The organism is Caballeronia sp. KNU42, assembly GCF_053760385.1.
Genome location: NZ_CM132388.1, coordinates 1,192,520 through 1,216,055 on the forward strand (window position 1 = coordinate 1,192,520; position 23,536 = coordinate 1,216,055).

At 61.4% G+C, this 23,536-nt stretch carries 21 protein-coding genes and 1 other RNA gene; 9 read left to right on the forward strand and 13 right to left on the reverse strand.

Annotated features, from left to right (window positions below; genetic code table 11):
• Positions 1-64 precede the first annotated feature (64 nt).
• The 6 genes from rlmD to surE all read right to left on the reverse strand — a co-directional run bounded on the left by rlmD (position 65) and on the right by surE (position 6,524).
• The gene (rlmD, locus tag ACSOSP_RS05245) at positions 65-1,426 is read right to left on the reverse strand and encodes a 23S rRNA (uracil(1939)-C(5))-methyltransferase RlmD (RefSeq protein WP_455310859.1); all 1,362 of its coding nucleotides are present in this window, start codon (positions 1,424-1,426) and stop codon (positions 65-67) included.
• Positions 1,427-1,628: 202 nt separating this feature from the next.
• Positions 1,629-2,405, reverse strand: a complete 777-nt coding sequence (locus ACSOSP_RS05250) for a 3'-5' exonuclease (RefSeq protein WP_455309928.1) — start codon at positions 2,403-2,405, stop codon at positions 1,629-1,631.
• Positions 2,406-2,444: 39 nt separating this feature from the next.
• Complete coding sequence (rpoS, locus tag ACSOSP_RS05255; RefSeq protein WP_455309929.1) at positions 2,445-3,539, reverse strand: RNA polymerase sigma factor RpoS; 1,095 nt, start codon at positions 3,537-3,539, stop codon at positions 2,445-2,447.
• A gap of 11 nt (positions 3,540-3,550) precedes the next feature.
• The gene (locus tag ACSOSP_RS05260; protein ID WP_455309931.1) at positions 3,551-4,552 is read right to left on the reverse strand and encodes a peptidoglycan DD-metalloendopeptidase family protein; all 1,002 of its coding nucleotides are present in this window, start codon (positions 4,550-4,552) and stop codon (positions 3,551-3,553) included.
• Positions 4,553-4,557: 5 nt separating this feature from the next.
• Entirely contained in the window at positions 4,558-5,769 is a 1,212-nt protein-coding gene (locus tag ACSOSP_RS05265; RefSeq protein WP_455309932.1) for a protein-L-isoaspartate(D-aspartate) O-methyltransferase, read from the reverse strand.
• Positions 5,766-6,524 carry a 5'/3'-nucleotidase SurE gene (gene surE / locus ACSOSP_RS05270; RefSeq protein ID WP_455309933.1) on the reverse strand — a complete coding sequence of 253 codons (759 nt, stop codon included), beginning with the start codon at positions 6,522-6,524 and terminating at the stop codon, positions 5,766-5,768. The genes ACSOSP_RS05265 and surE overlap by 4 nt, the downstream gene beginning before the upstream one ends.
• Before the next feature lie 196 nt (positions 6,525-6,720).
• Here surE and ACSOSP_RS05275 point away from each other — a divergent pair, with 196 nt between their 5' ends.
• Complete coding sequence (locus ACSOSP_RS05275; protein ID WP_455309934.1) at positions 6,721-7,695, forward strand: NADPH:quinone oxidoreductase family protein; 975 nt, start codon at positions 6,721-6,723, stop codon at positions 7,693-7,695.
• A gap of 288 nt (positions 7,696-7,983) precedes the next feature.
• On the opposite strand, the gene ACSOSP_RS05280 is transcribed toward ACSOSP_RS05275, so the two are convergent.
• The 7 genes from ACSOSP_RS05280 to ACSOSP_RS05310 all read right to left on the reverse strand — a co-directional run bounded on the left by ACSOSP_RS05280 (position 7,984) and on the right by ACSOSP_RS05310 (position 14,338).
• Positions 7,984-9,189 carry a CaiB/BaiF CoA transferase family protein gene (locus ACSOSP_RS05280; protein WP_455309935.1) on the reverse strand — a complete coding sequence of 402 codons (1,206 nt, stop codon included), beginning with the start codon at positions 9,187-9,189 and terminating at the stop codon, positions 7,984-7,986.
• A gap of 70 nt (positions 9,190-9,259) precedes the next feature.
• Positions 9,260-9,484 carry a DUF1653 domain-containing protein gene (locus tag ACSOSP_RS05285; protein ID WP_062083957.1) on the reverse strand — a complete coding sequence of 75 codons (225 nt, stop codon included), beginning with the start codon at positions 9,482-9,484 and terminating at the stop codon, positions 9,260-9,262.
• A gap of 44 nt (positions 9,485-9,528) precedes the next feature.
• The gene (gene recR / locus ACSOSP_RS05290) at positions 9,529-10,125 is read right to left on the reverse strand and encodes a recombination mediator RecR (RefSeq protein ID WP_031356440.1); all 597 of its coding nucleotides are present in this window, start codon (positions 10,123-10,125) and stop codon (positions 9,529-9,531) included.
• 36 nt (positions 10,126-10,161) lie between these two features.
• Positions 10,162-10,488, reverse strand: a complete 327-nt coding sequence (locus tag ACSOSP_RS05295; RefSeq protein ID WP_031356441.1) for a YbaB/EbfC family nucleoid-associated protein — start codon at positions 10,486-10,488, stop codon at positions 10,162-10,164.
• Between the two features lie 396 nt (positions 10,489-10,884).
• Positions 10,885-13,752: a DNA polymerase III subunit gamma/tau gene (gene dnaX, locus ACSOSP_RS05300; protein ID WP_455309936.1), complete on the reverse strand. Its 2,868-nt coding sequence runs from the start codon at positions 13,750-13,752 to the stop codon at positions 10,885-10,887.
• Between the two features lie 318 nt (positions 13,753-14,070).
• An RNA gene (gene ffs / locus ACSOSP_RS05305) (signal recognition particle sRNA small type) lies at positions 14,071-14,169 on the reverse strand.
• Positions 14,170-14,182: 13 nt separating this feature from the next.
• Complete coding sequence (locus tag ACSOSP_RS05310; protein ID WP_455309937.1) at positions 14,183-14,338, reverse strand: hypothetical protein; 156 nt, start codon at positions 14,336-14,338, stop codon at positions 14,183-14,185.
• Positions 14,339-14,579: 241 nt separating this feature from the next.
• On the opposite strand from ACSOSP_RS05310, the gene trxA reads away from it, so the two are divergent.
• From trxA to ACSOSP_RS05350, 8 genes are all read left to right on the forward strand, one after another.
• The gene (trxA, locus tag ACSOSP_RS05315; RefSeq protein WP_031356443.1) at positions 14,580-14,906 is read left to right on the forward strand and encodes a thioredoxin TrxA; all 327 of its coding nucleotides are present in this window, start codon (positions 14,580-14,582) and stop codon (positions 14,904-14,906) included.
• Between the two features lie 380 nt (positions 14,907-15,286).
• Positions 15,287-16,552, forward strand: a complete 1,266-nt coding sequence (rho, locus tag ACSOSP_RS05320) for a transcription termination factor Rho (protein ID WP_031356444.1) — start codon at positions 15,287-15,289, stop codon at positions 16,550-16,552.
• A gap of 173 nt (positions 16,553-16,725) precedes the next feature.
• Complete coding sequence (locus ACSOSP_RS05325) at positions 16,726-17,205, forward strand: MerR family transcriptional regulator (RefSeq protein ID WP_455309938.1); 480 nt, start codon at positions 16,726-16,728, stop codon at positions 17,203-17,205.
• Positions 17,205-18,752, forward strand: a complete 1,548-nt coding sequence (locus ACSOSP_RS05330) for an MFS transporter (protein ID WP_455309940.1) — start codon at positions 17,205-17,207, stop codon at positions 18,750-18,752. Before ACSOSP_RS05325 ends, ACSOSP_RS05330 begins: the two co-directional genes overlap by 1 nt.
• A 37-nt stretch (positions 18,753-18,789) precedes the next feature.
• The gene (locus tag ACSOSP_RS05335) at positions 18,790-19,620 is read left to right on the forward strand and encodes a M90 family metallopeptidase (RefSeq protein WP_455309941.1); all 831 of its coding nucleotides are present in this window, start codon (positions 18,790-18,792) and stop codon (positions 19,618-19,620) included.
• 186 nt (positions 19,621-19,806) lie between these two features.
• Positions 19,807-20,061 (forward strand): type B 50S ribosomal protein L31, encoded by a 255-nt coding sequence (locus ACSOSP_RS05340; protein ID WP_031356448.1) that lies wholly within the window; start codon positions 19,807-19,809, stop codon positions 20,059-20,061.
• Positions 20,062-20,390: 329 nt separating this feature from the next.
• A complete protein-coding gene (locus ACSOSP_RS05345; protein WP_455309942.1) occupies positions 20,391-22,154 on the forward strand; it encodes an ArnT family glycosyltransferase in 1,764 nt (587 codons plus the stop codon).
• Positions 22,155-22,156: 2 nt separating this feature from the next.
• Positions 22,157-23,536, forward strand: coding sequence for an MATE family efflux transporter (locus ACSOSP_RS05350; RefSeq protein ID WP_455309943.1), 1,380 nt, complete (start codon positions 22,157-22,159; stop codon positions 23,534-23,536).

Here is a 23,536-nt window from a genome sequence, read left to right on the forward strand (position 1 = left end):
ACCGGCCTTTTCGAAGGCCGGTTTTTTTATGCTCGCAAGACTGCCGGAGACTCGACCCATGGATTCAGTCGCGCTCGAACAGCGCAATCGATTCGACGTGCGATGTATGCGGAAACATGTTCACCACACCCGCGCCCTTCATGCGGTAACCGGCATCGCGCACGAGCACGCCCGCGTCGCGGGCCAGGGTTGCGGGATTGCAGGAGACGTACACAATCCGCTTGGGCAACACGCCCTCGCCGCTGTGCGCAATCTCCGCCAGCGCCTTCGATACCGCGAGCGCACCCTCACGCGGTGGATCGATGAGAATCTTGTCGAAAGGACCTAGCGCGCGAAAGTCCTCCGCTGTGATTTCGAAGAGGTTTCGGCATGCGAACGACGTATGCTCATGGACGCCATTTGTCCTGGCGTTTTCCACCGCACGTTCCGTGAGGCCCGCGCTGCCCTCGATTCCCACCACCTCACGTGCCACCCGTGCGAGCGGCAGCGTGAAATTGCCGATTCCGCAAAACAAATCCAGCACCCGATCCGTGCGCTGCGCGCCCAGCAGCCGCAACGCGCGGCTGACGAGCACCCGGTTGATCTGATGATTGACCTGGGTGAAGTCGGTTGGCTTGAACGGCATGCGGATACCGAACTCTGGCAGCGTGTAAGCCAGTTCCTGCTCAAGAGGATAAAACGGATAAGCCGTTTCCGGTCCCTTTGGCTGCAGCCAGAACTGGACGCCATGGGTATCGGCGAAAGTACGCAGCAGCACTTCATCCGCCGGCGTCAATTCCTCGAGTACGCGCAGCACCAGCGCGGTTGTCTCAGCGCCAACGGCCACTTCGATCTGCGGCAAGCGGTCGCGAATGGACAAATCCCGGACGAGCACGCGCAGCGGCATCAACAGCGCCGACACATTCGGGTGCAGGACGTCGCACGTTTCAATATCGGCGACGAAACTGCTCTTTTTCTCGTGGAATCCCACCAGCGCGCCGCCCTTCCCCGCGATCAGCCGCACAGCCAGCCGAGCCCGGTACCGGTATCCCCACGACGGCCCGTGAATAGGCCGGTAGATCGTCTCCGCGTGGAGCTTGCCGATGTGCTGGAGGTTGTCCTCGAGGACGCGTTGCTTGACGGCAATCTGCGCCCGCACATCGAGGTGCTGCATGGAGCAGCCGCCGCATTTACTGAAATAGGGGCATTTCGGCCGCGTGCGCATGACGCTTTCACGCAGGATTTTTATCAGCAGCGCCTGCTCGAACGCGGCCTTCCTCCGAAAGCTCGCATACAACACACGCTCACCTGGCAGCGCGCCCTCCACGAAAATAACCTTGCCTTCCGAGCCATCCTCGGCCGTCGCGCGGCCGACACCTTGGGCATCCATATCGAGCGATTTGATGTCGATCTCGAGCGGCGCGGCCGAAGGGTCCAGGGGAACGATCCGCGTCGGCGGATTCCAGCGATTACGCGATTTTTTTCGAGCGTGAGACACCTGCGGACTTCCTGGCTAAAGAGCAAATAAAGTGAAAAGAACGAACAATCGGGAAGTGGAAGACGAAACGAAAAGCGGGGCGAAGACCCCGAAAAAGAAGAGCAGCAAAAGCGAGATTGTAGACGATGGCGGGAGAGCCCCGGCACGGCGCTCAGTCGTCGAACGCCGCCAGATATTCAGCCCAATGAGACGCCTGCTCAAGCGCGAGCGCATTCTTTACGAAGCTGATCTCGTCGGCATACTCCTCAGGGGAAAACCCGCCGCGCATCAGTTGAAAACGGCAGTACATCAGGTACGTGTTGACCACGTCCGTCTCGCAATAATTGCGGATTTCTTCTATGCGTCCTTCTGAGTACGCCTGCCAGACCATGCCGCCGTCCATGCCCAGCTTGCCGGGAAAACCGCACAGCTTGGCGAGCGCATCGAGCGGCGCGTTCGCGCGCGCCTGGTACATCGCGAGCACGTCCATCAGGTCGGTGTGGCGCGCGTGATAACGGCTGAGGTAGTTGTTGTAGCGAAACTCGCGATCGTCGTTGCCCTGGTCCCAGTAGCGGGACGCCGCCACGCCATGCACCATCGCCCGGTAGTGCAGCACGGGCAGATCGAAACCGCCGCCATTCCATGAAACGAGCTGCGGCGTATATTTTTCGATCACGCGAAAAAACGACTGGATCAACGATGCCTCGGAATCGGTCGTCGTGCCGAGCGAACGCACGCGAAAACCCGTGTTATCTCGAAACACGCACGAAATGGCGGCAATGCGCTGCAGATGATGCGGCAGAAAATCGTTACCTGCCTTTTCGCGGCGCGCAGCGAACGCATGCTCCGCTACTTCGATGTCGGTCAGCGTGGCGGGAAGGTTGTCGAGACGGCGAATACCGTCGACATCGGGAATCGTCTCGATGTCGAATACGAGAATTGGAGTCATTACTTTTTTAAGGACAGCATTGCAAGGACGACACCGCGCCTAAAGCACGGCGTCTTTTCGCACACCGTTCGATGCAAAGAAACGCTTGAGCCGGACCAGCGCTTCCTGCTGGATCTGGCGCACGCGTTCGCGCGTCAGTCCCATCTCGTCGGCGAGCTCTTCGAGCGTGGCCGGCTCAATATGGTTCAGGCCGAAACGGCGCTCGATCACGTGCCGGTGTTTGTCGGAGAGACGGGAAAGCCACAGCTTCGTGAGCGTTTCCAGTTCACGATGTTGAACTTCCGAATCCGGAGACTGGCTTGCGTCGTCGGACAGCAAATCGAGCAGGCTGCTCGCCGGATCGAGATCGAGCGGCGCATCGAGCGACGCCGTGTGTTCATTGAGTGCGAGGATGTCGGTGACTTCCTCGGGCGTTTTTCCCGTGAGATGCGCGATGTCATCAATACTCGCGTCGCGTCGGTCCGGCGCAATGGCCGCCGTCGAATTCGCCGAGCTTTTTTCGAGATGGCGTTTCGCGCGCAGCACCTGATTGAGTTCGCGAATCACGTGCACGGGTAATCGGACGGTGCGCGCCTGATTCATGATCGCGCGCTCGATGCTCTGCCGGATCCACCACGTGGCGTAGGTTGAAAACCGGAAGCCACGCGTGGGATCGAATTTTTCGATAGCGTGCATCAAGCCGAGATTGCCCTCCTCGATCAGATCGAGCAGCGGCACGCCACGGTTCAAATAGCCCTTCGCGATACTGACCACCAGCCGCAGATTGCGCTCGATCATGACCTGGCGCGCTTCGAATTCGCCGGCTTTCGCCAACCGCGAATAGCGCTGCTCTTCCTCGACAGTCAGCAGCGGTTTCACGCTGATGCGATTCAGGTAATGCTGGATTGTGTCGGCCGTGAGTTCGGCCTGCAAAATAGACTTGAAGTCGTCGACGTCGGGTACGGAATCGGCCGCACCCTCAACGGCATCCTTGCCGCTCACGCCACCTTCTTCGTCTGGATCGAGCTCGGCGTCGGCCGTTTCGTTTTCAGATTCGTCTGCCTGGCTCGAAGCGCCGTCTTCCACCGTTGTCTGCGTGGGTCGGCTGATTGTCTCAGTCTCGGCTGGCGGCGGGCGGCGCTTCGATTTAGGCATGATGATTTCGCTTATTGCGGCGGCAAATACTTCAGAGGGTCGACAGGTTTTCCCTGCCGGCGAACTTCGAAATGCAACATCACACGGTCCGAATCACTGTTGCCCATCTCGGCGATTTTCTGCCCTTTTGTCACCGCGTCTCCTTCTTTTACCATCAAAGCACTGTTATGTGCGTACGCGGTAAGAAAAGTTGCGTCATGCTTGATAATGACCAGATTTCCATAGCCGCGCAGACCGTTGCCGGAGTAGACAACCCGTCCATCCGCCGCTGCGTTCACCGGATCTCCGCTTGCACCGCCAATGTTCAAACCTTTGTTCTTCGCTTCGTCGAACGTGCCGAGAATCGGTCCGCGCGCCGGCCAGATGAACGCCGGCTGAGCAGCCGGAACGGCGGCCGCGCCATTGTCGACACCCGTTCCCGGCGGCTGCGTCATGGCCAGACCCGGCGCCGCTGTGCCCGGCATTGCTCCCATTCCAGACGACGTACCGTAGTTCGGCGCCGGCGGCGTACCGCCATTTGCGTATCCATTCGTACCCGGCGCCGTTCCGGGAGCTGCCGACGTATTCGCACCATACGTATTGTTGAGCGGCTGGGCCTGCACCCCACCGCCAACAATCGGAGCGGTAGAAACGCCCGGTGTCGCCGCCGCGAGGTTGGCGCCCGGAGGCGCCACGCGCAGCAACTGGTCGACTTCAATCTGGTTCGGGTTCGTCATGTTGTTCCACGACGCGATATCCCGATAATTCTGGCCGTTTTCCAGTGCGATCCGGTATAGGGTGTCACCCGGCTTCACGCGGTAGTAACCCGGCGGCGGCGGACCCGGCGGCAACGCGGCTCCATCCTGGGCGGTCTGCGTGCCGATAGCGGATCCAGTCCGGTCGACGACGGGCGCCTGATCCATCCGGGTCGCGCAGGCGGCCAGTGCGGACAACGCCACGACGCATACACCGCGCTGAACCGCCGACAGACCGGGGCTCGCGCTCACTTCTCGTTTAGCACGCAACATACTCATCGGTGTCAAATCACTCCGGATTTTAAGGGTACAAAGAAAACCCGATCGAGCTGCGATTCGCGCCATTGAGTGGGCGAAACGCGCTCGACGAGTGTCAGTATCTGCGCTTGCGCCGTCTGGGAGCCTACGGGCGCAACAAGTCTGCCGCCTACAGCGAGTTGATCGAGCAACGCCTGCGGAACGTCGAGGCCGGCACAGGCAATCACAATGGCGTCGAACGGCGCGACCGCCGGCAGTCCGAGGCGCCCATCGCCGTAATGCAGACGGATGTTCGGCACACGCAATGGCCGCAGGTTCAGCTTCGCACGCTCGGATAACGGCCGGATCCGCTCAATGGAATACACGTCGGTTGCGACCTGCGACAGTACGGCCGCCTGATACCCGCAGCCCGTGCCGATTTCCAGCACATTCCTGAGCGTACGTCCCGCCGCGACCAGCTCGATCATCCGCGCGACCACCGATGGCTTCGAGATAGTCTGATGATGACCGATCGGCAGCGCCGCATCTTCATAGGCCTGCGTGGCAAGTCCGGGATCGACGAACATATGGCGCGGAACGGCGGCCATGGCGGCGAGCACGCGCGCGTCCGTTATTCCGTTGGCGCGCAGCCGTTCGACCATGCGCTCACGCACTCGTTCCGATGTCAGCGCGTGCGTGCCTTGCTGCCCAGCCTGTGACGCAGCTTTTCGGACAGCGTTCGATTTGACCTCGGGCTGCGGCGCTGGTTGTCCGTTCGATTTTGCATCCGGCTTCAGATGCGTCCTGGACTTTGGCTGAGCGTCGCGTGTGTCGTTCGGACGGGCACCTGAACGCAACGCGCCAGGCTGATGATGCGCGACGACTGCGGAAGGTTTCGACGCAGGATGCACTCTTGCTGCCGATCGATGTCCCTCTCCTGTCGATGCAGCCGGACTCCTCGCCACGCCTCGCGCTGCCGTGTTGCCGGCAAGCGCCTTCGATTCAGGTTTCGCCGCCGCACTCGCCTTCATGCCGGGATGCGCGCCAGCAGACGGTTTTACCACCCTTGCGCCCGCCAGTTTTGGAGCGGCCGCAGAGGATTTGTGCGTGGCGGCAGCGGATTTCAAAACACCGCCGCCACCCGAAACCGCTTTCAGTACCGGCTTGCTGCGCGCATCGGGACGCGCAGTCGCCTTGCGCGGCTCGCGCACCAGATCGGCGAGCGCGAGCGGAAAGCGTTTCGCGCGTTCGTCCGTCATGAACGGCGGCTCCGTGCCTCGGCCCACTCGCGCGTAGCCGGCAGCAGCTTGGTGTGCGTGAGATCGAGTTGCAGCGGCGTAATCGATACATGGCCGTTCGCGACCGCATGGAAGTCCGTGCCCTCGCTTGCATCGAGCGCGTCGCCGGACGGCCCGATCCACCAGATCGGGTTACCGCGCGGATCGATTTGCCGGACGACCGGCTGCGACGGATGGCGCTTGCCCAGCCGCGTCACGCGCCACTCGCCCATCTCGTCATACGGCAGACTCGGAATGTTCACGTTGAGCAGCGGATGGCCAGGCATGGGGTGCGCAAGATAGTGCGCGACGATCTCCGCCGCCACGCGCGCCGCGTCCTCCAGATGCAGCCAATCGCGCCCGACCAGCGAGAAAGCGATGGCCGGCACGCCGAACATGAACCCTTCGGTGGCTGCGGCGACCGTGCCGGAATACAGCGTGTCCTCGCCCATGTTCTGGCCGTTGTTGATGCCTGACACGACCAGATCCGGCTGCTCGGCCAACATGCCCGTCAGCGCGATGTGAACCGAATCCGTTGGCGTGCCGTTCACGTAGTTGAAACCGTTCGCAGCGGTGTGAATGATGAGCGGGCGCGACAGCGTCAGTGAGTTCGAAGCGCCGCTGCAGTTTTGCTCGGGCGCCATCACGGTGACTTCGCCAAGCGGCTGCATGGCCTCGTGCAGCACGTTGAGGCCGCGGGCCAGATAACCGTCGTCGTTGCTGAGTAGGATTCGCATCCGACGATTGTAACCGAGGAAGGAAGGCCCGCGGATCGACGTCGGGACCCTCGGCCAAACGGTCTGCTACAGCGCTTTACGGTGAGCAAATTGCACGTGTTTTATAGACCGTTCGGCCAACGCGGCAGCGGCGGGAGCACGCTCACCCAGCCCTGATCTACACTGCCAGATCACGATAATTTCACCCGGAGACACCATGCGCGCCATTCGATGCAACCAGTACGGACCACCGGAGTCCCTCGTCCTGGAAACACTACCCGATCTTCTGCCCGGGCCGAGTCAGGTCGTGATCGACGTACGTGCCGCCAGCGTGAACTTTCCTGACGTCCTCGTGATCCAGAACAAGTACCAGATGAAACCCGAACTGCCGTTCACGCCGGGCTCCGAATTCGCGGGCGTCGTGCGGGCCGTGGGTCCGGACGTCAAGCGGTTGAAGGCCGGCATGCGGGTCGCCGCCTACACGGCGCAAGGCGCGTTCGCCGAGCAGGCGCTGGCAAGCGAGGCGGCGTGCATGCCATTGCCCGACGACATCGACTTCGCCAGCGCTGCAGCCATTACGCTCGCGTACGGCACCTCGCACCACGCCGTGGTCGACCGGGGCGCACTGAAGGCCGGTGAAACCATGCTCGTGCTGGGCGCGGCGGGCGGCGTCGGGCTGGCAGCGGTGGAAATTGGCAAGGCGCTCGGTGCGCGCGTGATTGCGGCGGCGTCGGGTCCGGAGAAGCTCGCGTTGTGCGTGGAACATGGTGCGGACGCCACCATCGACTACACGAGTGAAAACCTGCGCGAACGGATCAAGTCGCTGACAGACGGGAACGGGCCCGATGTCATCTACGATCCGGTCGGCGGCGAGTACGCTGAGCCGGCGTTTCGCAGTATCGGGTGGCGCGGCCGGTATCTCGTGGTCGGGTTTGCGAACGGAGAGATTCCGAAGCTGCCGCTCAACCTCGCGCTGCTCAAGGGAGCGAGCATTGTCGGCGTGTTCTGGGGCCAGCATATCCAGCGCGAGCCCGACCTGGCGAGCGCCGCGTTGCAGCAGATTTTCGGCTGGATCAAGGACGGCCGGGTACGGCCACACGTCACGAAGCGCTACGCCCTTGAAGAGACCGCCGCGGCTTTGAACGACATGGCTAGCCGGCGCGTGTCAGGGAAGATCGTGATCGAACCTTGAGGGATCGCGAGGAGGGCGAATGACGGTTGCGTGCGCTCACAGCGTTGAACAAGCTGCGCGCCACGCCTCACATTTGTTCGATGTCGCAGGTGCTCGGCTGCCGTTTGATCAAATGTCGCGCCCACGCCGGCGTTGCACGGGGTCCCCTCAAGCACGAGCGCTCATGCCGTCCGTACCTGGTGCCGGCAAGCACGGCGTTGATGTCGAAGCTACCTTCAGCTTGCAGGATCAGCTAGCCGACCCCGCGTGCCGAGTTCTGAACTTGGCGGACTGCTGACGTGGAAAGACTTAAATCGCCTTGCTCGCCCGCAGCCGAGCAATCTCGTCAGGCTCATACCCGAGGGATTGCAGTACTTCATCGGTGTGTTCGCCGAGTTGCGGACCAAGCCACCGTGTCTCGCCCGGCGTCTCCGACAGTTTCGGCGTGACATTCGGCAGCGCGATCTCCCGGCCATCCTGCCAGGGGAAATGCTGGATCATCTGGCGCGCGATGTATTGCGGATCGGTGAACATATCGGCCACGCTGTAGATCCGGCCGGCAGGAACGTCTGCCGCGTTCAGCACGGCGAGCGCCTCATCTATGGAACGGGTGCAAAGCCATACGCGGATGGCGTCGTCAATTTCCCGCGTGCGCGGTACGCGCCCGTCATTCGATGCCAGCGTGGGATCGTTGCCCAGGTCCTCGCGGCCGATGGCGAGCATCAGCCTTTTGAAGATTGGATCACTGTTGCCGCCAATCACAATACTGCCGTCGCGGCATGGATACGTGTTGGACGGCACAATGCCCGGCAGCGACGCGCCCGTGCGCTCGCGGATCATGCCGTACACGCCGTATTCCGGTACAACGCTTTCCATCATGTTGAAGACGGCTTCGTACAGCGCGACATCGACCACTTGTCCTTTGCCACCATTCGCTTGCCGGTGATGCAGCGCCATCAGCGCACCGATTACGCCATGCAGCGCTGCAATGGAGTCTCCAATGGAAATGCCGATGCGCGGCGGCGGCAGGTCCGGGTAACCGGTGATGTGGCGCAATCCGCCCATCGATTCGGCGATGGCGCCAAATCCCGGCCGGTCGCGATACGGTCCGGTCTGCCCGTAGCCCGACAAGCGCACCATCACGAGGCCACGGTTCTCGGCCGACAACACCTCGTAGCCCAGCCCGAGTTTCTCGAGCAAGCCGGGCCGGAAATTCTCGACGACGATATCGGCTTCCTTCGCGAGCCGCCGGACGATTTCCTTGCCTTCGGGGGATTTGAGGTTGACCGTTACCGATTTTTTATTGCGTGCCTGGACGGCCCACCATAGCGATGTCCCGCCCACTTCCGGATACAGCTTGCGCCATTTTCGCAGCGGATCGCCGCCGTTCGGATCTTCGATCTTGATCACGTCGGCGCCGAACTCGCCCATGAAGCGCGCGGCGAACGGCCCGGCGATCAGCGTACCGAGTTCGAGCACCTTGACGCCGGCGAGCGGTCCCGTGGAAGCGCTCATGGTGTCTCCTTCGTTGTCAGTTTCGAAGCGGTTTATCTGGGCCGGAAAGGCCTTCAGTGCCGCACAGCATTTACAGCGGAATGTCGAGCGCCTTGAATCGCGGCGAACCGTCGGCGAGTGTGCCGTTGAACAATTCCGCCGGGCGCACCCACAGGCCATGATCGTGCGGCCAGAGATGCTCATAGACGATCATCGACTCTTCCGTCTCTGAATGCCGCGCCACGCCTATCACGCGATATAAACCACCCTTGTAGTGCCGGTGCGTGGCGAGCGCCAATGCTTCTGCTTCGGTCATATCGTTGCCTTGTTGCGGTGTGACTAACGTCTACAAACTGCTGTCTAAACTGAGCGCCGGTCAAGCATGGCACGCGCGATCGTACCCGCGTCAACGTATTCGAGCTCACCGCCTACCGGCACTCCGCGCGCTAAGCGCGTCACCTTCAGGCCCTTCGACTTGAGCGTCTGTGCAAGGTAATGCGCAGTCGCCTCGCCTTCGTTCGTGAAGTTCGTGGCGAGCACGATTTCCTTCACGAGGCCGTCGGTGGCGCGCTGAATCAGGCGATCGAAATGGATTTCTTTCGGCCCGATGCCATCGAGCGGACTCAGCCGTCCCATCAGCACGAAATACAGTCCGCGATACGTCAGCGTCTGTTCGAGCATGATCTGGTCGGCGGGTGTTTCGACCACGCAAAGCAGCTCAGGATCGCGTTCGGGGTCGATGCAGACTTCGCAAATCGCCGCCTCGGTGAACGTATTGCACTTCTCGCAATGCTGCAGATGCTCGGTGGCGAACATCAGAGAGCGGCCGAGCTTTTCAGCGCCCGGCCGATCGTGCTGCATCAGGTGATAGGCCATGCGCTGCGCCGACTTGGGACCCACGCCCGGCAACGCGCGCAGCGCTTCGACGAGCGCCGACAAGGCGGAAGGTTGTTTCATGCGCTTGGCGACCCTATGCTCTGAGGGTTGAGGTGTTTAGAACGGCAGCTTGAAACCCGGCGGCATCGGCATGCCGGCCGTCATGCCGCTCATCTTTTCCTGCGTGGTGGCTTCGGCTTTGCGCACGGCGTCGTTGAACGCAGCGGCAACGAGGTCCTCCAGCATGTCCTTGTCGTCGGCGAGCAGGCTCGGGTCGATCGATACGCGGCGCACATCGTTCTTGCATGTCATGGTCACCTTCACAAGACCGGCGCCGGACTGTCCTTCCACTTCGACCAGGGCGAGTTCGTCCTGCATCTTCTTCATGTTGTCCTGCATCTGCTGAGCTTGCTTCATCAAGCCGGCGAGTTGGTTCTTCATCATGGTCGGGCTCCTTGCTGGAAACGGGGTAAAGAGAATGGGTGCATGCCGCGCGGTTCGGGATCGGCTCGGGTGCGCGCTGGCTGTGAATGGGTGATAGTGCTGCCTTGTGTGCTTTGCATGCTCTACAGCGGGTGTTTCGATGTTCGTTCAAACCGTCCGGCATGAAGGGGTTCCTCGCCTTCTTGCTTGTCCGGCTCTCTCGGGCTGACTGTCCGACGTCCAGACGCTCTGACTCGTTCGCTCCGCGGGGGTTCTGGCTTTATCGCTTTCCAGCGTTCTCACGGGCTGCGTAGCTTAACGGCTTCGGCGCTTGAACGCTGAGTGCTTGCCGGCAATGCGGCGCGCCACGATGTTCCGCTCCGCACCGCGCTACTCCTTCTTTGCTCACAGAAAAAATCAGTTCGCCGATGCCGCGTTCTGGCCGCCATCCTGCGCGTTACCCAATGCCAGCGGCTTGATCGAACCTTGCACGATACTCGCGCCAAAATCGCGGATCAGCGACTGCACGAACGGGTTCTGCGTAATCTCCCGCTCCGCCTCCTGCTGGCGCTGCGCGCGAACGGCGGCATCGACTGCGGCGGCCGTGCGACGCGCCGGACCGACACTCACGTTCACGTCGATCGGCCGGCCGAGCTTATCGGTTAATGCAGCCTTCAGCTTCGCGACCTGTGCGCTTTCGGCGTATTGCGGCACCGGCACGGCAAGCGTGATGGACGCATCGTCGCACGCGGTCAGTTCGCTATTGAAGGCGAGTTGGTAAGCGATCCCCTTCAGCGGCAAATCGACCGCAAGCGTCGGCCAGTCGCCGCTCACGCCAATCGCGTCGAGCGGGACGGCGGGTGGCAGCGGACGTGCATCGACTTTGGGTGCGGGCTTGGCGGCGGGCGCATCGTTAAAGCGCAGATCATCCGGGCCGCTATCAAACGCCGGCATGAAACCGTCGTCGGGCGGCATGAAGTAGCCGTCTTCCGACGACACCGGCTGATAGTCGTCCAGCGGCATTTCCTCCCACGGAGGTGTTGCACCACTGCTGTTCTTGCCGGCGATGGCGCCAGTACCGTTAGCGCCGCGCGGCGCTCCGGCATTTGTGTCATTGCCGTTCGCTTTCGGCTGCGCGCCGCCGAAGCTGGAATCGCCCGCGGCGGGTGCTGCGCTTCGATCGCCCGAAGCTCCAGACCGGCGCGGCACAGGAACCTGCACGATAGGCGCCGCTTTGGGGGCTGCGGGTTTGCGCACGGGTTCGGGCGCACGCGCTCCGCGATCCGACGACACCCGCATGCCCGCGCTGCGCAACACATCGAGCGCGGCGCTGGCACCGCCCGCCGGACGTGGCGACGCGTTTTTTTCAGTTGACGGCACTGCCCGGTTCTCGACGCGATTCTCGGCCCGATCGGCAGCGGCGTGATCGATGAGTTCCTGAGCGGCGGCTGCCAGCGTCGCCGGACTGGAATCGGGTTCGGCCGCCGGAGTCGCTACGTCGTCCGGCGATGCATCGGGGCCGATAGGTGACGAAGGCGTGACGTCGGAAGACTGCAAATTCAAAGAATCTGAGGATAGCGCGGTCACTTCGGGCGATCCGGGTGCAGCAGGAATGGCCGCTGACGCGCTTTGCGCATCCGACGCGCCCGCCTCCTCTGCATCAACTTCATGCCCGGCCACAAGCGTGTCCATCGGCGCTTCGGTCTTCCCGTCCGTCGTATCGTTTCGAGCCTTTTCGGGGACCAAGGAAACGGCAGGAGTATCGACAACTCCATCCGTTTGATCAGGCTCCGCGACCGCCCGCACCTTCGCAACCGGCTCAGGCTCAACGGCAAGGCTTTGCACTGTTTCGCCGCTAGCCGCTGCACGATTTTCGCTCGGGACGGACGCTGAGCCAGCCACCGACGCCGGAGCCGAATCGCGCCCATCCGCGGCAGCACTACGCCCGGTCAACGCTGCTTGACCCGCATCCTGCGACACTTGCGCTTTTTCGCGTTCCGAACCCGACGCGGCCGTTCCTTTCGAAGCCACGTCAGCCGCGCGACTCACCACGGGCTTTGCAGCCCCCGCTACCGACAAACCCGTTCCACCGGCTGCAACACCGCTCGTCGCCGATTCACGCGCCCCCGCAGCAGGCGAACCTACAACCGCCTGCCTGACCCGCGCGCCTCCGCCACCGCCACCGCCACCGCCCGGACCACCAGCGGGTTCGAACGCAAGCATGCGCAGCAGGGTCATGGTGAAACCGGCATATTCATCGGGTGCCAGACCCAACTCGCCGCGCCCGATCGTTGCAATCTGATAGAACAGCTGGACGTGCTCGGCGCTGAGCAAGTCGGCGAAACGGCGGATATCCGTTGCCTCCGGCCATTCGTCCAGCACCGAAGCCGGCGCGAATTGCGCCCACGCGATCCGGTGCAACAACCCGGCCAAATCCTGCAGCGCGGTGGAAAACGACAAACTGCGCAACGCCATCTCGTCGGCGATGCCAAGCACACCCTGCCCGTCGCCGGCGGCGAGGGTGTCGAGCAAGCGGATCAGATAACTCTGGTCGAGCGCGCCGAGCATGCCGCGCACGGCCTCCTCGGTGACCTGATTGGCGGAATACGCAATGGCCTGGTCAGTGAGCGAAAGCGCGTCGCGCATGCTGCCATCGGCGGCACGCGACAAGAGCCGCAACGCTTGGCTCTCGAACGGGATCTGCTCTTCACCGAGCACATGTTCCAGATGCCCCACGATCTGCCCTGCCGGCATCTGCTTCAGATTGAACTGCAGGCAGCGCGACAGCACGGTGACCGGAATCTTCTGGGGATCGGTGGTGGCCAGGATGAACTTGACGTGTGCGGGCGGCTCTTCCAGCGTCTTCAACATGGCGTTGAACGCATGGTTCGTGAGCATGTGCACTTCGTCGATCATGTAGACCTTGAAACGCGCGTCGACCGGGGCGTACACCGCGCGCTCGAGCAGCGCGGCCATTTCGTCCACGCCGCGATTACTGGCCGCGTCCATCTCCACATAATCGACAAACCGCCCCTCATCGATCTCCTTGCACGCCCGGCATACGCCGCACGGCGTGGATGTCACGCCGGTCTCGCAATTGAGCGCCTTGGCAAAGATCCGCGACAGCGTCGTCTTGCCGACTCCGCGGGTGCCGGTGAACAGATAGGCGTGGTGCAGCCGTCCGCCGTCGAGCGCGTGCGTCAGCGCGCGCACCACGTGCTCCTGGCCAACGAGCGAAGCGAAAGATTTGGGCCGCCACTTGCGTGCGAGAACTTGATAGGTCATGCCGAAATTGTATCAGCAACGTCAAGCGGCAAAAGCGTTTCACCGACGGGCACACGCCTGTGTAAGCGACGAGTCAAAACCTCCCCTCATACCGGCGGAATTACTTCTTCAATGGCGAAAACGTGAGCAGCAGACGTGGGAAGTAAGCGTACGTAAACGCAAACCTTAACAAGACGCAAGAAACCTGGAAGACAGGAGATTCGAAACGAGGGACAAAACGATGGAAACTGAGGAAATGCTCGGGAAACTACGGGGGTACGACGAAGAATTGTGAACAGCGAAGGAGAAGACAAAACAAAGGCAAAGACAAAAAGCGAAGGTGACGAGCCCGACCCTCGGCACTGGTAGAAAACGGCTGTGGCTGCTTCGTTCCCGACCTGACCAGGTTGACCGCGCCACCATGCGAGGAGGCCCGTCACGGAGAATCATATCAGAGAAGGATCGCCACGCCCACCATGCTATTGCAATTCAGGCGCGCAATCGCATTCAGGCGCGCAATCGCAATATGCACGACCTGGGCGAGCGGCTTTGCCGCATGTGTTCGCTGTATGCAAACCGTCGCTGAATAGGCCGCGATTTTGCTCACCGGAGGTTCGCCCAGACGGGACCTATCGGTACCCGGCAACAGATAGCAAAGTAAGCTAAGATGACATTTTAAAGCACTGGTTAATCACCGTGTCACGGGCAAAAGGCGGCTTTCCGGCAACGGAATGCGCCCATCCAAGCGAGCGGCTCTACACCCCGCAGCGCGGCGAACTATTTCCTGTTTTGGTGTATCGTGGCGAGCATTCAAACGCGGGCCTCGAATTCATAGAGGTATTCACATAATGAGCGAATCGATCAAACATATCAGCGACGCATCCTTTGACCAGGACGTCACGAAATCGGATAAACCTGTCTTGCTCGACTTCTGGGCGGAATGGTGCGGTCCTTGCAAGATGATTGCTCCGATCCTCGACGAAGTGGCCAAGGATTACGGCGACCGCCTGCAGATCGCGAAGATCAATGTGGACGAGCATCAATCGACACCGGTGAAGTTCGGAGTGCGCGGCATCCCCACGCTCATCCTGTTCAAGAATGGTGCAGTCGCCGCGCAGAAGGTCGGCGCATTGTCCAAGTCGCAACTGACCGCGTTCCTGGACAGCAATCTGTGATTTAAAGCTGGGCCCGAAGTTGTGACTCGAAGCCGGAAAGCCTGCAAGGGTATTTCCGGCTTTCGCGCAACAGGGTTGGCTTCCAGTGGCACGATGCTGCGTCCAAGCCGGGTCTTATCCGGGCAGCATCGGTGATACAAGTAAAGACGACAAAAGCAGTTAGCTGCACGCGAGATTCCTGCAGATTGTTGTGATGCCACAACATGAGCGAATCACACTGTCGCCACGGCCACCCGAGGCCCTGTCGGCATGTGCTATGCTAGAATCCTAAGACTGCAAGACGTTTCTTAAGACGGCAAGACGTTTAGGTCCTTGAGCGTTCAGCTCACTTCTCCTCCCAAATTCTCTGTTGTACCTCTTCTCCCTGGCGGGAAATCCGTATGCATTTATCCGAGCTCAAGTCTCAGCACGTCTCCGCATTGATCGAAATGGCCAATGGCCTGGAGATCGAAAACGCCAATCGACTGCGCAAGCAGGAATTGATGTTCGCGATTCTTAAAAAGCGCGCCAAGACCGGCGACACGATCTTCGGCGACGGCACGCTCGAAGTTTTACCTGACGGCTTCGGCTTCCTTCGGTCGCCCGAGACTTCGTATCTCGCCAGCACAGACGACATCTACATCAGCCCGTCGCAAATCCGGCGCTTTAATCTGCATACCGGCGACACCATCGAAGGTGAAGTGCGTACGCCGAAAGACGGCGAGCGCTATTTTGCACTGGTCAAGGTGGACAAGGTCAACGGCCAGGCGCCGGAAGCCTCGAAGCACAAGATCATGTTCGAGAACCTGACACCGCTGCATCCGAACAAACCGATGCCGCTCGAGCGCGAAATGCGCGGTGAAGAGAACGTGACGGGCCGGATCATCGACATGATCTCACCTATCGGCAAGGGTCAGCGCGGGTTGCTGGTGGCATCGCCGAAATCGGGCAAGACCGTGATGCTGCAGCACATCGCGCATGCCATCAAGTCGAACCATCCGGATATCGTGCTGTTCGTGCTGCTGATCGACGAACGGCCGGAAGAAGTGACGGAAATGCAGCGCTCGGTGGTCGGCGAAGTAATCGCTTCCACCTTCGACGAACCCGCCGCGCGCCACGTGCAAGTCGCGGAAATGGTGATCGAAAAAGCCAAGCGCCTGGTCGAAATGAAGCACGACGTCGTGATTCTGCTCGACTCCATCACCCGTCTCGCACGCGCCTACAACACGGTCGTGCCGGCATCGGGCAAGGTGCTCACCGGCGGTGTGGACGCGAATGCGCTGCAACGCCCGAAGCGCTTCTTCGGTGCGGCTCGTAACATTGAGGAAGGCGGATCGCTGACCATCATCGGCACGGCGCTGATTGAAACCGGCAGCCGGATGGACGACGTGATCTACGAAGAGTTCAAGGGCACCGGCAACATGGAAGTGCATCTGGAACGCCGCCTCGCAGAAAAACGCGTCTATCCGTCGATCAACCTGAACAAGTCGGGCACGCGCCGCGAAGAATTGCTGATCAAGCCGGACCTGCTGCAAAAGGTTTGGGTGCTGCGCAAGTTCATTCACGACATGGACGAAGTCGAATCGATGGAATTCCTGCTCGACAAGATCCGTCAAACCAAGAACAACGCTGAATTCTTTGACCTGATGCGCCGCGGCGGTAGCTGAAGCCGTAGCTAATCCAACGCGCTGGTTCGAAACATGAAAGCCGCCCGCCTTTGCGGGCGGCTTTTTTCGTCTGTCGAAACGAGTGGCGCGATTGACAACGTGCACGTTCACGTTCATGTTGATCTATAATTTCGGGACATCATCATCCGCCGATACAACCATCGGCCAGCACCATGTCCAGCGAACTGCTCACCGTACGCGACGCCGCCGAACGCCTCGGCGTCACCCCGCGTACGCTGAAATACTACGAAGAACGCGGTCTCGTTACGCCCAGCCGTAGCGAGGGGCGGTATCGGCTATATGACGAAAATGATCTGGAGCGCTTCGGGCGAATCCTGAGGCTGCGATCGCTGGGATTTTCGCTGCACGGCATTGTGGAAATGCTCAAGCGGCCGCTCGAGAAAACGGAAGCCGGCCAGAACCGCTATTCGCCGGATTCGCTGGCGGAGATCCGCCAGGGTCTGCAGCAGCAACTTGATGCGATCGATACCCGCATTGAATCCGTTCGCCGCGAGCTGAAAGAAGCGCAAGCGGTGCGCGCCGAGCTGCGTCTCGACCTGGACTACGTGGAAGCACGGCTCGCCGGCCAGCCCGCCGATGCGCTGCTCGCACAAAGATCGAAGGCGAGCGCGAAGGCCGGGAGCAAGAAGTAATGAGTGCGCGGGCGCCGGTGTTCGCCGTCGAGCGGTTGCGCGGCGATTTTTTCCCGTGGGTGCTCGCGCTCGTGACCGGGCTGGACTACTTCGACAACGTCATCTTCTCGTTTTTCGCCAGCTACATTGCGGGTGGCGTCAATGCATCGCCGGATGAACTCGTGTGGTCATCGAGCGCGTACGCGGTCGCCGCCGTGCTCGGAATTTTGCAGCAGCAATGGTGGGTGGATCGCCTCGGGCATCGGCGTTATGTGGCCGGCTGCATGCTGCTGTACGCGTGCGGCGCGGTGATGTCGGCGCTCACCGAAACCTCGCTGCAACTGATGTTCACGCGCGGTTTGCAAGGCTATTTCATCGGTCCGATGATGGGCGCCTGCCGCATCCTGATCCAGGTGAGCTTTACGCCGCAAAAGCGCGCCGGCGCAACGCGGGCGTTCATGATCCTGATTGTGGGTAGCAGCGCGGTTGCGCCCTTGCTTGGCGGCTGGCTGGTCTCGCACTTCGACTGGCGCGCGTTGTTCGCCTGCACCGCGCCCGCAGGGTTCGCATTCGCCATCCTGGCCATGCTCGCACTGCCTGATTCGGGCAACGTAGTGCGGGAAGAACGCGGCGCGACGAGTTTCTGGCCGTATCTATTGTTTGCCTTTGCGCAAGGCGCGCTGCAGATCGTGATGCAGCAAGTGCGCTTCGTGCATTTCAGCACGTCGCCCGCGCTCGTGCTGCTGACGGTCGCGGGTATTGGCGCCCTCACCTGGTTTGCGTGGCATCAATGGCATCACCCTGCACCGCTCGTGCGCCTTCACGCGCTACGCGAGCGCTCCTTTCGGATCGGTCTCCTGCTGTACATGTTCTATTACTTCGAGTCGACGGGGTTCAGCTACCTGATCTCGCGATTCCTCGAACAGGGACTCGGTTATCCGGTCGAGAACACGGGCCGGCTAGTCGGCATTACATCGCTAATATCGGGTTCTGCGCTGTTCCTATACTTCAGATATACGAAGTACGTGAAGCGCAAGAAATGGATCATCGTGCCGGGTTTCGCGATTGCGGCGCTGGTCGGGTGGCTGATGACGCGAATGTCGCCGGGCGTCGCCCAAAGTGACCTGATCCTGCCGATGCTGCTACGTGGCTTATTGCTGCTGTTCATTGTGTTGCCGGTCGCGAACCTGACGTTCAAAATTTTCGAGATCGAGGAGTTTACGCACGGGTACCGGCTGAAGAATATCGTTCGGCAGTTGACGCTCTCGTTTGCGACGGCGGCCGTGATTATTGTCGAGCAACATCGGGAAGCGCTGCATCAGTCCCGGCTCGCCGAAGCCGTGAATCCGTACAATCCGGAATTTCAGAACGCGGCGAATGCGCTAACGAATGGCTTCGCGGCAGCGGGCCACTCAGCCGTCGATGCCCACGCGCTCGCCATTGCAACCATCGCGCGGACGGTCGCGCAGCAGGCGAGTTTCCTCGCTTCGCTCGACGGCTTTTATTTCATGATGGCAGTCGCGATTTGTGGCGGCGTGTTCGCCCTCTGGCAAAAGCAAATCGATTGAATTTGCGCGAGAACATCGAGAGAACTCTACAGACCTCATGGCCAATTTCCTGACCCGGTTGATCAGCGGGAATCGACGTGAAAAAGCGCTGCGCAAACACGCTATCGACGACGCGCTCTGGCAAAACACGCTCGATCGCCTGCCGTTTTTCGGCCATCTCGATGACACCGAACGCGTCCGCCTGCGCGAATGCACGACGCTTTTTATCGCTGGAAAGGAGTTTTCGACCGCCCACGATCTGGCGCTCACCGACGCGATGATCGTCGCCATCGCGGCGCAAGCCTGTCTGCCCGTGCTGAACCTGAGCCTGGAGTTGTACCGCGGCTGGGTCGGCGTGATCGTGTATCCGGGCGAGTTCGTGATCCGCAAGACGGTCGAGGACGAGGCCGGCGTGGTGCACGAGATCGAGCACGATGCGAGCGGCGAGGCGTGGGAAGGCGGGCCGGTCGTGCTGTCGTGGGAAGACGCGCAGATGACCGACGGCGAGGACGCCTACAACGTGGTGATCCACGAGTTCGCGCACAAGATCGACATGCTCAATGGCGAGGCGGACGGCCATCCGCCGCTTTTTCGACGCTGGCACGCGCCGCTCGATTCCAATGCCTGGAACGACGTCTTCGATCACGCCTACGACCATTTCTGCGCTCAGGTCGATGCCGTCCCGGCGCGCCGATGGGGCCGCTTTGAACGCGAATCGCTGATCGATCCGTATGCTGCCGACCATCCGTCGGAGTTTTTCGCGGTCTGCAGCGAGGCTTTGTTCGTCCAGCCCGTGGCGTTCGAGCGGGAATATCCGGAGTTGTATCGCTTGCTCGCGCGGTATTACCGGCAAGACCCGGCGGGGGTGGGCGCGCTGAAGCAGGAATGAACGCGGCGCCTCGGTCCGGAAGCCCTGAAAACATGCCAAACGGCTGATTTTCTGGCATAATCGCCGTTTTTCGACCTCAGGCAAGTGGCTCGCGCTTGAAAGACCGGTTTGCAGGATTAGCTTGCAGACACGCGCAAAACCCGTAACCCGGGTGGGCTGGCTACCAACAGATACCAAGGAAAGACCATGAAAGAAGGCATTCACCCGAATTACCGCGAAGTGCTGTTCGTCGACATGTCGAATGACTTCAAGTTCATCACACGTTCGACCATCAACACGCGCGAAACAGGCGAGTTCGAAGGCAAGACGTACCCGCTGGCCAAGATCGAAGTGTCGTCGGAATCGCATCCGTTCTACACCGGTAACCAGAAGATCATGGACACGGCCGGCCGCGTCGAGAAGTTCAACAAGAAGTTCGCAGCATTTTCGGCAAAGAAGTAATCAGTCGGGAAAGCCGCCAAGGCTGGATTCGAAGAAAGGCAGCGAAAGCTGCCTTTTTTTCGTCTGTGCCCCGTGTTTCGGAGCAATTTTGAGCCAATCGGGCGAACTCATCCCGCCAAACCCGGACGCCGACAATCACCGGAATGACGCGCGCAACGGCGCCCGTCTACAATGCCGGATTCGGTAAAAATCGCACGACCCGTCAAGGCACGAGATTCGCGTGCCTCGTACGACTTAAGCACGACCCAAGCACGATTTAAGCACCACCCAAGCGCCGCCGCATTGCTCCATCAGCGCTCCATCAGTTTTGTTCCGTCGCCCCAAAACGCATGCGAAATGTCGTCCGCCTGACCGCCTCCGCCACCAACGCCCTGCCGCGCTGGCTGCTGCTCGCTATTTGTATCGTTTACGCGTCGTTTGGACTGTTCGGCCGCGACCCGTGGAAAAACGAGGACGCAGCGGGCTTCGGCGTGATGTGGACGATGGCCAACGGCAGCGTGAAAGACTGGCTGCTGCCGAACCTGCTAGGCAAGGCGTTGACCGGCGACGGCCCGTTCATGTACTGGTTCGGCGCGGGTTTTATCCGCCTGCTGAGCCCGTGGGTCGATGCAAGCAATGCATCGCGCGTGGTCACCGGATTGCTGTTCTGTATGGCCTGCGCGTTCGTCTGGTACACGGCGTATCTGCTTGGCCGGCGCGACGAGGCACAACCGTTCAAATACGCCTTTGGCGGCGAGCCTGAGCCGCGCGACTACGGCCGCACGCTCGCCGACGGCGCGCTGCTGATCCTGCTCGCATGCTTCGGCCTGGCCGAACGCGGCCACGAAACCACGCCTCAGTTGGCTCAGTTTGCCGGTACCGCCATGCTCGTCTACGGGCTCGTGCGCAGTTGCGACAAACCGATCCAGGGCGCGCTGATCTGGGGCGCGGCTATCGGCTTCGTGGGTTTGTCGAGCAGCCCGGTGCTGGTGCTCGCGCTGCTGATCTGTACGTTAGCCATGACCGTGATCGTGCGCGAAGTGCGGCCGTTCTATCTGCTCGTGCTCGGCGTGCCGGTGGCCGTGATCCTGATCGGCGCATGGGTGTGGCCGGTGCTGCACTTCTACCCCGACGACGGCGAATGGTGGCTGCGCCAATGGTGGCGTAACAGTTTCGACGCGTTTTCCGGTTCGCCGATCCAGGCGCTCTCCTACGCCTTGAAGAATTTGCCGCTCTTCACGTGGCCGGCGTGGCCGCTCGCCATCTGGACCTTTGTGAGCTGGAGCGGGCTGCGGCGCTCGCCGCATGTGGCTGTGCCGTTATCGGTGATCGGGCCGCTGCTGGTGCTGGTGATCCTGCAAAGCCATCAGTCGAACCGCCTGTTCATGCTGTTGCTGCCGCCGTTGTCCGTGCTGGCCACGTTCGCGCTGCCCACGCTCAAGCGCGGAGCGATCAACGCCATCGACTGGTTCGCGATGTTGAGTTTCACGCTGCTCGCCACCTTCGTCTGGCTGGTCTGGACCGCGGGCCTGTTTGGTTTCCCCGCGCCGCTCGCACGCAATCTCGCGCGTCTCGCGCCTGGTTTCCAGCCCGAATTCAAGATCCTGTCGTTCGTATGCGCGGTCGCCGTGACGGTGTGCTGGTTTTCGCTCGCGCGCTGGCGTCTCGCCCGTCATCCGAAGGTGTTGTGGCGCAGCGTCGTCTTGTCGAGCGCCGGCACCACGCTGATGTGGGTGCTGCTGATGACGCTGTGGCTGCCGGTGGTGAACTACAGCCGGACGTATCGCGACGTGGCTGAACAGATCGCTGATCATCTGCCGCCTGACTACACCTGCATCTCCCCGGTGCGTCTGGGCGATGCGCAGATTGCAACTTTCGCGTACTTCGGCGGCATGCATTTCGCCTTCGATGAAGACTGCGACGTGATCCTGCGCCAGGACACGCAGGATTACGGCGAACCGTCGTCGATCTCGGCGTTCGAGTGGAAGCTCGTGTGGGAAGGCCGCCGCGTAGCCGACCGCGACGAGCGGTTCCGGCTGTATGTGCGCATCGAGCGGCCGGTGCCGCCGGTCAAGCGGCCGCGACCGAAGTCGCTGCATCGCGGAAGCGACTGACCATGTGGCCGGATGTCCGCAAGATCGTGGCCCTGGCGTGGCCGGTGCTGATCGGGCAGTTGGCGATCATTGCGTTCGGCGTGATCGATACGGCCATGGTCGGCCGATATTCCGCTACTGATCTCGCCGCGCTCGGCCTCGGTTCGTCGATCTACATCTCTGTTTATATTGGGTTGACGGGCATCCTGACGGCGTTGCAGCCCATCGCCGGGCAATTGTTCGGCGCGCTGCGCGAAGCCGAGATTGGCGAGGAAGTCCGGCAGGCGTTATGGCTGGCGGCGGTGTTGTCGGTGATTGGCTTCGTTTGCCTGTATTTTCCCCAGCCTCTGCTGAGCATCGCCGATGCTCCCCCCGCCCTGCACGAGCGCACCCTCGCCTATTTGCGCATCCTGTCGCTTGGACTGCCCGCGAGTCTCGCATTTCGCGTCTATAGCTCGCTCACGAACGCGGTGGGCAAACCGCGCCTGGTCATGTTCCTGCAGGTCGGCGCGCTGATGCTGAAGATCCCGCTCAACCTGTGGTTCATCTTCGGCGGTTTCGGCGTGCCGGCGCTCGGTGGTCCGGGCTGCGCCATCGCCAGCACAATGATCAACTGGCTGATCGCCATCGTGGGAATGACGGTGCTTGTGCGGGTCGAGTTCTTCCGGCCGTTCGGCGTGTTTTCGCGATTTTGCTGGCCCGTCTGGCATCGACAGAAGGCGCTGCTCAAACTCGGCATTCCGATGGGGCTGTCCTACCTGATTGAAGTGACGTCGTACACGTTCATGGCGCTGTTCATCTCGCACTTCGGTACGACTACGCTGGCTGGGCATCAGATCACCGGCAACATTGGCGCGGTGCTTTATATGACGCCGCTGTCCATTGGCGTGGCGTCCGCGACCCTCGTCTCGCAAGCCCTCGGCGCTCAACGTTTCGATGCCGCCCGTTCTCTCGCCCGCCACGGCATTGCGTTGTCGTGCGGTATCGCATGCGTGTACGGCGCGGCGCTGTTTGCGCTCCGGCCGTACTTGCTCGAAGCCTACACGCCCGACAGCCAGGTGATCGCGGCGGCCATGCCGTTGCTGGCCATCGTCGTGTTTTATCACTTCTTCGACGCCCTCCAGATCACCACGGCTTTCGTGCTGCGCGCCTACAAGGTGGCGGTGGTGCCCACGGTGATCTACGCGGTCGCGTTGTGGGGCATCGGGCTGGGCGGCGGGTACTTGCTCGGATTCGACGTGGGCGGTTACGCACCCACCTGGCTGCAAGGCGCACGCGGGTTCTGGGTGGCGAACTCGGCGAGCCTGGGCGTGGCGGGGGTCGGACTGTTCCTCTACTGGCGGCGGATCAGCACGCGGCATATTCCGGACGATCGCGTGCGCGCAGGGGCGGAGCCGGTTTAG

Coding starts and splice junctions, on each gene's coding strand:
- trxA (WP_031356443.1), top strand. CDS start 14,580: ATGAGCGAATCGATCAAACATATCAGCGACGCATCCTTTGACCAGGAC.
- ACSOSP_RS05345 (WP_455309942.1), top strand. CDS start 20,391: ATGCGAAATGTCGTCCGCCTGACCGCCTCCGCCACCAACGCCCTGCCG.
- ACSOSP_RS05280 (WP_455309935.1), bottom strand. CDS start 9,189: ATGAGCGCTTCCACGGGACCGCTCGCCGGCGTCAAGGTGCTCGAACTC.
- ACSOSP_RS05250 (WP_455309928.1), bottom strand. CDS start 2,405: ATGACTCCAATTCTCGTATTCGACATCGAGACGATTCCCGATGTCGAC.
- ACSOSP_RS05335 (WP_455309941.1), top strand. CDS start 18,790: ATGGCCAATTTCCTGACCCGGTTGATCAGCGGGAATCGACGTGAAAAA.
- surE (WP_455309933.1), bottom strand. CDS start 6,524: ATGCGAATCCTACTCAGCAACGACGACGGTTATCTGGCCCGCGGCCTC.
- rpoS (WP_455309929.1), bottom strand. CDS start 3,539: ATGCCTAAATCGAAGCGCCGCCCGCCGCCAGCCGAGACTGAGACAATC.
- recR (WP_031356440.1), bottom strand. CDS start 10,125: ATGAAACAACCTTCCGCCTTGTCGGCGCTCGTCGAAGCGCTGCGCGCG.
- ACSOSP_RS05340 (WP_031356448.1), top strand. CDS start 19,807: ATGAAAGAAGGCATTCACCCGAATTACCGCGAAGTGCTGTTCGTCGAC.
- ACSOSP_RS05265 (WP_455309932.1), bottom strand. CDS start 5,769: ATGACGGACGAACGCGCGAAACGCTTTCCGCTCGCGCTCGCCGATCTG.
- ACSOSP_RS05325 (WP_455309938.1), top strand. CDS start 16,726: ATGTCCAGCGAACTGCTCACCGTACGCGACGCCGCCGAACGCCTCGGC.
- ACSOSP_RS05260 (WP_455309931.1), bottom strand. CDS start 4,552: ATGAGTATGTTGCGTGCTAAACGAGAAGTGAGCGCGAGCCCCGGTCTG.
- dnaX (WP_455309936.1), bottom strand. CDS start 13,752: ATGACCTATCAAGTTCTCGCACGCAAGTGGCGGCCCAAATCTTTCGCT.
- ACSOSP_RS05295 (WP_031356441.1), bottom strand. CDS start 10,488: ATGATGAAGAACCAACTCGCCGGCTTGATGAAGCAAGCTCAGCAGATG.
- ACSOSP_RS05285 (WP_062083957.1), bottom strand. CDS start 9,484: ATGACCGAAGCAGAAGCATTGGCGCTCGCCACGCACCGGCACTACAAG.
- rho (WP_031356444.1), top strand. CDS start 15,287: ATGCATTTATCCGAGCTCAAGTCTCAGCACGTCTCCGCATTGATCGAA.
- ACSOSP_RS05275 (WP_455309934.1), top strand. CDS start 6,721: ATGCGCGCCATTCGATGCAACCAGTACGGACCACCGGAGTCCCTCGTC.
- ACSOSP_RS05350 (WP_455309943.1), top strand. CDS start 22,157: ATGTGGCCGGATGTCCGCAAGATCGTGGCCCTGGCGTGGCCGGTGCTG.
- ACSOSP_RS05330 (WP_455309940.1), top strand. CDS start 17,205: ATGAGTGCGCGGGCGCCGGTGTTCGCCGTCGAGCGGTTGCGCGGCGAT.